Raw genomic sequence first — 6,790 nt, 5'->3', positions numbered from 1 at the left:
GTTAAGATACGGTCTTGTGAGTGCCCACACAGATTGTCTGATTAAATTGTTAAAGAGCAGTGCGTTGTGGTCTTAACCACTTCGCGAGGTGGCGTATATTACGCTTTTCACCTTCAGAGTCAACGCTTATTTTAAAGTGTTTTCTCTTTCTTTACCGACCCGGTTGTGTGTTCACAGCGCCGTGTCGATGGAGGCGCATTATAGGGAGCCGATTCAGAAGCGCAAGCAAATCTCGTAAAGTTTTTTCTGTTTGCGCATCTTTCATTCGTTCCGCTTGTTAACTGCGCGTTTTTATCCATTTTGGCAGGTCTGCGAGGCTTTCCAGCACACCATCGGCCAGTGCCTCGCCTTGCTCAGTGACGGGTTTACCAGTACGAACCAGCAGTTTTTTTCCTATACCAGCGCCAATTGCAGCCTGAATATCCTCTAATTTGTCTCCCACCATATAAGAAGCCGCCATATCAATGTTCAGTTCACGCTGTGCGGAAAGCAGCATGCCCGGCTCAGGCTTACGGCAATCACAGCTCTGACGATACTCACCTTCCCCAGCGTCAGGGTGATGCGGACAAAAATAGATGCCATCCAGATCAACACCACGATCGGCCAGTGACCAGTCCATCCACTCCGTCAGTTGCATAAACTGATCTTCTGTAAACTTACCGCGGGCGATGCCGGACTGATTCGTCACCACAACCAGCGCAAACCCCATGCTTTTCAACTCACGCATGGCATCAATGACGCCGTCAATAAATTGAAAATGGTCAATGTCATGAACATAACCGTGATCGACATTGATCGTGCCGTCACGATCAAGAAAAACTGCTGGAACGCTTTGTGCCACTGACTTTGCTCCTGAATGCCTAAATTACGCAGTAGTATCGCATGTTTTCGCGCATAGGGAGAATGCGGAGCCATGACAATCCCGATTGACTTAGACGTCTAGACGCCCTAACATCCATTTCATATTCTGTTAATTCAGAAACTGATTTGTCCAGCCATAGGCACTCACGATAAAAAACATATGATTGAACTTTCTAATATTACTAAGGTTTTTCAGCAAAACGGGCGAACAATTACCGCGCTTGCTGATGTCAGCCTTCATGTTCCCACCGGGCAAATTTATGGGGTTATCGGCGCATCAGGCGCAGGTAAAAGTACACTAATCCGCTGCGTCAATTTATTGGAACGTCCGACAGAAGGGAAAGTGCTGGTCGATGGGCAAGAGTTGACTCAGCTGTCAGATAGCCAGTTGACACGTGCACGCCGTCAAATCGGCATGATTTTCCAACACTTCAACCTGCTCGCTTCGCGCACAGTTTTTGGCAACATCTCACTACCGCTGGAATTGGATAACACGCCGAAAGCCGACATAACCAAACGAGTCAATGAGTTGTTGGAGTTGGTTGGACTGGCAGATAAGCATGATGTCTACCCAGCCAATTTGTCCGGCGGACAAAAGCAGCGCGTCGCCATTGCCCGTGCACTGGCTAGCAATCCTAAAGTTCTGCTGTGTGACGAAGCGACCAGCGCGTTGGATCCTGCAACGACCCGTTCGATTCTTGAGTTACTGAAAGACATCAATCGCCGCCTCGGTCTAACCATCCTTCTTATTACCCATGAGATGGACGTGGTGAAACGCATTTGCGATCAGGTTGCGGTGATCAGCGACGGGCGACTCATTGAGCAGGACACCGTAAGCGAAGTCTTCTCACACCCGAAAACGCCGCTGGCGCAGAAATTCATTCAGTCAACGTTACACCTGGACATCCCAGACGATTACCTCACTCGTCTGTCTCCTGACTCTCGCCCGGATTCCACACCGCTATTACGAATGGAGTTTACGGGTAAATCGGTGGATGCTCCGCTGCTGTCCGAGGTTGCTCGACGCTTTAACGTCAACAACAACATTATCAGCGCCCAGATGGATTATGCCGGTGGCGTTAAGTTCGGCATCATGCTGGCAGAAATGCACGGCAACGATGCGGATATCAAAGCCGCAATCCAATTTCTGCAGGAAAGTCACGTTACAATTGAGGTTCTGGGTTATGTCTGAAGCAATGATGTGGTTAATGGCTAAGGGAGTATGGGAAACCGTCGCGATGACGTTCGTTTCTGGTTTCTTTGGCTTTGTGCTTGGCTTACCCGTAGGCGTTTTGTTGTATACCACACGTCCAGGGCAAATCATCGCCAACCCAAAACTCTACCGGACCGTTTCTGCACTGGTAAACATCTTCCGCTCGATTCCATTCATTATTTTGCTGGTGTGGATGATTCCTTTTACCCGCATCATTGTCGGAACCTCGATTGGTCTGCAAGCGGCTATCGTTCCTCTCACCGTAGGTGCAGCGCCGTTTATTGCCCGCATGGTGGAAAATGCGCTGCTTGAAATTCCTACCGGCCTGATCGAAGCCGCTCGTGCGATGGGTGCAACGCCAATGCAAATCATCAGAAAAATATTACTGCCAGAAGCATTACCGGGACTCATTAATGCCGCAACTATCACGCTAATCACACTCGTAGGCTATTCTGCTATGGGTGGAGCCGTGGGCGCAGGCGGCTTAGGTCAAATTGGTTATCAGTATGGTTATATTGGTTATAACGCGACGGTCATGAATACGGTATTAATATTACTGGTTGTTTTGGTTTACCTGATTCAATTCTGCGGCGACAGGGCAGTAAAAGCTGTCACACACAAGTAGTCATCACAATACGCATTTGCCATACAGGCATCTGCCAAGAGAATAATTAATTAGGGGTAAGGATATGGCGATTAAACTGAAATCTATTGCGACCATTGGCGCACTTATTGGTGCTCTGGCGCTAGCGGGATGTGGTCAGGAAGAAAAGAATCCTAATCATATTAAAGTCGGCGTTATTGTTGGTGCAGAGCAGCAAGTGGCGGAAGTCGCGCAGAAAGTGGCGAAAGACAAATACGGCCTGGACGTTGAATTGGTCACATTCAACGACTACGTTTTGCCAAATGAAGCTCTGAGCAAAGGCGACATCGACCTGAATGCCTTCCAGCACAAACCTTATCTGGATCAGCAGATCAAAGATCGTGGTTATAAACTGGTTTCTGTCGGCAACAGCTTTGTTTACCCAATCGCGGGTTACTCCAAAAAAATCAAATCGCTGAATGAGCTGCAAGATGGTGCTCAAGTTGCGCTGCCAAACGATCCAACCAACCTGGGCCGTTCTCTGCTGCTGCTGCAAAAAGTCGGCTTGATTAAACTGAAAGACAACGTTGGTCTGCTGCCAACCGTACTGGATGTGACTGAAAACCCGAAAAACATCAAACTGGTAGAGCTGGAAGCACCACAGCTGCCACGTTCTTTAGATGACGCACAAATCGCGCTGGCTGTAATCAACACCACTTACGCTAGCCAGATTAACCTGACGCCGACCAAAGATGGCCTGTTTGTTGAAGAGAAAGACTCTCCGTATGTAAACCTGTTGGTTTCACGCGAAGACAACAAAGACGCTGAAAACGTGAAGAAATTCGTTCAGGCTTATCAGTCTGATGAAGTGAATGACGCAGCAAATAAAATCTTTAATGGCGGCGCAGTGAAAGGTTGGTAATCCCATCCTAACGCGTTTAATTAAAAGATATCTGTAAGACGGGCTACGGCCCGTCTTGTTATTTGTGCAATTGCTTGCTTCAATACCCGCTCTTTGAGAAAAAGCAGAGGAATCCTTAATGCGTGCTGTTCCCTTTATATTGTTGGCCATGTCGCTGACAGGCTGTTCTTTATTTCAGAAGCCACCGGCACCGGCACCTCAACCCGCGATTGAAACCAAAACTGTAGAACCTGCGCCTAAACCGAAGCCTGTGGCTCGCCCGACGCCAGCGGTGTTATATAAAAGTGCAGAAGAATTAGTCGGTAAACCTTTCCGTGATATGGGCGAAGTTTCAGGCTCCTCATGTCAGGTCAGCGCTCAGGACTCTCCCCCTAACGCGGCAAATGCGCGTAAAAGAATGCAAAACCGCGCAACGGCAATGAAAGCTAATGCGGTTTTACTGCATGAATGCCAAACCGTCAGCGGCGTAGCGGGTTGCTACAGTCAGGTCGTTTGCCAAGGCACCGCGCTGAAAGTTTCTGCACAATGAGTCAATTTGTTTTCAATCAGATCGGGATTATCCGCTCACCGTATAAAGAAAAGTTTGCCATTCCGCGGCAGCCGGGTCTGATTGAAGACGGAGGCGGAGAGCTTCAGCTATTACCGCCGTACAATCAGGCAGACTGTGTGCGGGGGCTGGAAGATTTCAGCCATATTTGGATAGTGTTCATTTTTCATCAAACGATGGAAGGCGGCTGGCGTCCGACAGTTCGACCACCGCGTCTGGGAGGAAACACACGTACAGGCGTTTTCGCGACGCGTTCCACCTTCCGTCCTAATCCTGTTGGTATGTCGCTGGTTGAATTAAAAGGCATCCGAGCAAAAGGCGATGTCATTACGCTCGACTTAGGCAGTCTCGATCTGGTCGATGGCACACCGGTCGTCGATATCAAACCTTATCTACCCTTTGCAGAAAGCCATCCTCAGGCGCGAGCGGGATTTGCCCAAATGGCACCCGATGCCGCGATGCCCGTCGCTTTTTCCCCTCTTGCGGAAAGCCAGATCGCAGAACACCAAAAGAAATATCCCCAGTTAAAACGCTTTATCTCTCAGGTATTGGCACAGGATCCGCGCCCCGCCTACCGTAAAGGGGAAAGCACTACACGGGAATACGCCGTTTTACTATTGGAATTCAATGTGCGTTGGCGCGTCAGCGAAGAACAAACCGAAGTGTTAAGTCTCGACCCGTCACATACGTGTTAATACACGAACCGCAGCAATATATTCTAAAATTGTCCCTGCTCTCTTTTGACACGTCGTCCACGCTGGTAAACTAAGCCACTTTTTATGTGCCTTCGGCTGCGCGGCAGCCCTATGCTACTTGTCGTTCTAACGGAACTAAAACCCCATGCGTACTAGCCAATACATGCTCTCCACACTCAAGGAGACGCCAGCCGATGCAGAAGTCATCAGCCATCAGTTGATGCTCCGGGCAGGAATGATTCGTAAACTGGCCTCAGGTCTTTACACCTGGTTGCCGACCGGTTTACGTGTTTTGAGAAAAGTTGAAAATATCGTGCGCGAAGAGATGAACAACGCTGGCGCGATTGAAGTGTCCATGCCCGTTGTTCAGCCTGCCGATTTATGGGTGGAAAGTGGACGTTGGGATCAATATGGCCCAGAACTGCTGCGTTTTGTCGATCGTGGTGAGCGCCCATTTGTGCTCGGCCCAACGCACGAAGAAGTGATTACCGATCTGATTCGTAATGAAGTCAGCTCTTATAAGCAGCTGCCGCTGAATTTCTTCCAGATTCAAACCAAATTCCGCGATGAAGTGCGCCCACGTTTTGGCGTCATGCGCTCACGTGAATTCCTGATGAAAGACGCCTACTCTTTCCATACCTCGCAGGAATCATTGCAGGTCACTTACGACGCGATGTACGCCGCTTACAGCCAGATTTTCAGCCGCATGGATCTGGATTTCAGAGCCGTTCAGGCGGATACCGGTTCTATCGGTGGCAATGCCTCCCATGAGTTTCAGGTGCTAGCGACCAGCGGCGAAGACGATATCGTTTTCTCAACGGAATCCGACTACGCGGCAAACATTGAACTGGCAGAAGCTGTCGCGCCGAAGTTAGGCCGCGCTGAAGCGACGGAAGAGTTGCGTCTGGTTGATACGCCAAATGCCAAGACCATCGCCGAGCTGGTTGAGCAGTTTACGTTGCCAGTAGAAAAAACCGTGAAGACGCTGCTGGTTAAAGCAACGGAAGAGAGCGGCCATAAACTGGTTGCCCTGCTGGTTCGCGGCGATCACGAACTGAATGAAATCAAAGCGGAGAAAATTGCTCAGGTTGCCAGCCCGCTGACATTCGCAACGGAAGAAGAGATTCGTGCAACTATCGGTGCAGGTCCAGGTTCACTTGGCCCAGTCAAGTTGTCGATTCCTGTTGTTGTCGATCGTACCGTTGCGGCGATGAGCGATTTCAGCGCTGGCGCGAACATTGATGGCAAACACTATTTTGGTATCAACTGGGAACGTGACGTTACGCTACCGCAGGTTGCAGATATCCGTAACGTAGTTGAAGGCGACATCAGTCCAGACGGCAAAGGCACACTGCAAATTAAACGCGGTATCGAAGTGGGCCATATTTTCCAACTGGGCAGCAAGTATTCTGAAGCGCTGAAAGCGACAGTTCAAGGTGAAGACGGCCGTAACCAGACGCTGACGATGGGTTGCTACGGTATTGGTGTGACGCGCGTTGTCGCAGCGGCGATTGAGCAGAATCATGACGAACGCGGCATCATCTGGCCAGACGCGATTGCACCTTTCCACGTTGCTATTCTGCCAATGAACATGCACAAATCTTTCCGCGTGAAGGAAGTGGCTGAGGATATCTACCAGCAACTGCGCGCTAAGGGCATTGAAGTTCTGCTGGATGACCGCAAAGAGCGTCCAGGCGTGATGTTCGCCGATATGGAGTTGATTGGCGTGCCGCATACCATCGTCATTGGCGATCGCAATCTGGATAGCGAAGAGATTGAATATAAGAACCGTCGGGTCGGTGAAAAGCAAATGATTAAAACCAGCGAAATCATCGATTTCCTGCTGGCGAATATCGTACGCTAACTGCCGTCGGACCGCCCTTTCACGCGAAAGGGCGAATACAGACATAAAAAAATGGTGGGTTTCCCCACCATTTTTTATTTCAAGACATCAGTAACGCGTCACGAA

General features: G+C 49.7%; 7 protein-coding genes. 6 read left to right on the top strand and 1 reads right to left on the bottom strand.

Annotation, left to right across the window (positions count from 1 at the left end; all coding sequences use genetic code 11):
- Positions 1–277 precede the first annotated feature (277 nt).
- Positions 278–841 (bottom strand): D-glycero-beta-D-manno-heptose 1,7-bisphosphate 7-phosphatase, encoded by a 564-nt coding sequence (gene gmhB / locus ACIPUG_RS08490; protein ID WP_039466043.1) that lies wholly within the window; start codon positions 839–841, stop codon positions 278–280.
- A gap of 180 nt (positions 842–1,021) precedes the next feature.
- On the opposite strand from gmhB, the gene metN reads away from it, so the two are divergent.
- The 6 genes from metN to proS all read left to right on the top strand — a co-directional run bounded on the left by metN (position 1,022) and on the right by proS (position 6,685).
- Complete coding sequence (metN, locus tag ACIPUG_RS08485) at positions 1,022–2,053, top strand: methionine ABC transporter ATP-binding protein MetN (protein WP_039466041.1); 1,032 nt, start codon at positions 1,022–1,024, stop codon at positions 2,051–2,053.
- On the top strand, positions 2,046–2,699 hold the full coding sequence (locus ACIPUG_RS08480; protein WP_010681577.1) for a methionine ABC transporter permease MetI: 654 nt from the start codon (positions 2,046–2,048) through the stop codon (positions 2,697–2,699). The genes metN and ACIPUG_RS08480 overlap by 8 nt, the downstream gene beginning before the upstream one ends.
- A 64-nt stretch (positions 2,700–2,763) precedes the next feature.
- Positions 2,764–3,579, top strand: a complete 816-nt coding sequence (locus ACIPUG_RS08475) for a MetQ/NlpA family lipoprotein (RefSeq protein ID WP_010681578.1) — start codon at positions 2,764–2,766, stop codon at positions 3,577–3,579.
- A 118-nt stretch (positions 3,580–3,697) separates the two neighbouring features.
- Positions 3,698–4,108, top strand: coding sequence for an Rcs stress response system protein RcsF (gene rcsF / locus ACIPUG_RS08470; protein ID WP_010681579.1), 411 nt, complete (start codon positions 3,698–3,700; stop codon positions 4,106–4,108).
- Positions 4,105–4,821: a tRNA (N6-threonylcarbamoyladenosine(37)-N6)-methyltransferase TrmO gene (tsaA, locus tag ACIPUG_RS08465; RefSeq protein ID WP_039552010.1), complete on the top strand. Its 717-nt coding sequence runs from the start codon at positions 4,105–4,107 to the stop codon at positions 4,819–4,821. Before rcsF ends, tsaA begins: the two co-directional genes overlap by 4 nt.
- A 145-nt stretch (positions 4,822–4,966) precedes the next feature.
- The gene (gene proS / locus ACIPUG_RS08460; RefSeq protein ID WP_119873704.1) at positions 4,967–6,685 is read left to right on the top strand and encodes a proline--tRNA ligase; all 1,719 of its coding nucleotides are present in this window, start codon (positions 4,967–4,969) and stop codon (positions 6,683–6,685) included.
- Positions 6,686–6,790: the final 105 nt, after the last annotated feature.

The sequence above is a fragment of the Pectobacterium sp. CHL-2024 genome (assembly GCF_044751765.1).
Classification (GTDB): Bacteria; Pseudomonadota; Gammaproteobacteria; order Enterobacterales; family Enterobacteriaceae; genus Pectobacterium; species Pectobacterium brasiliense.
This window is presented reverse-complemented; position numbering and strand designations above follow the sequence as displayed.

Coding starts and splice junctions, on each gene's coding strand:
- ACIPUG_RS08475 (WP_010681578.1), top strand. CDS start 2,764: ATGGCGATTAAACTGAAATCTATTGCGACCATTGGCGCACTTATTGGT.
- rcsF (WP_010681579.1), top strand. CDS start 3,698: ATGCGTGCTGTTCCCTTTATATTGTTGGCCATGTCGCTGACAGGCTGT.
- proS (WP_119873704.1), top strand. CDS start 4,967: ATGCGTACTAGCCAATACATGCTCTCCACACTCAAGGAGACGCCAGCC.
- ACIPUG_RS08480 (WP_010681577.1), top strand. CDS start 2,046: ATGTCTGAAGCAATGATGTGGTTAATGGCTAAGGGAGTATGGGAAACC.
- metN (WP_039466041.1), top strand. CDS start 1,022: ATGATTGAACTTTCTAATATTACTAAGGTTTTTCAGCAAAACGGGCGA.
- tsaA (WP_039552010.1), top strand. CDS start 4,105: ATGAGTCAATTTGTTTTCAATCAGATCGGGATTATCCGCTCACCGTAT.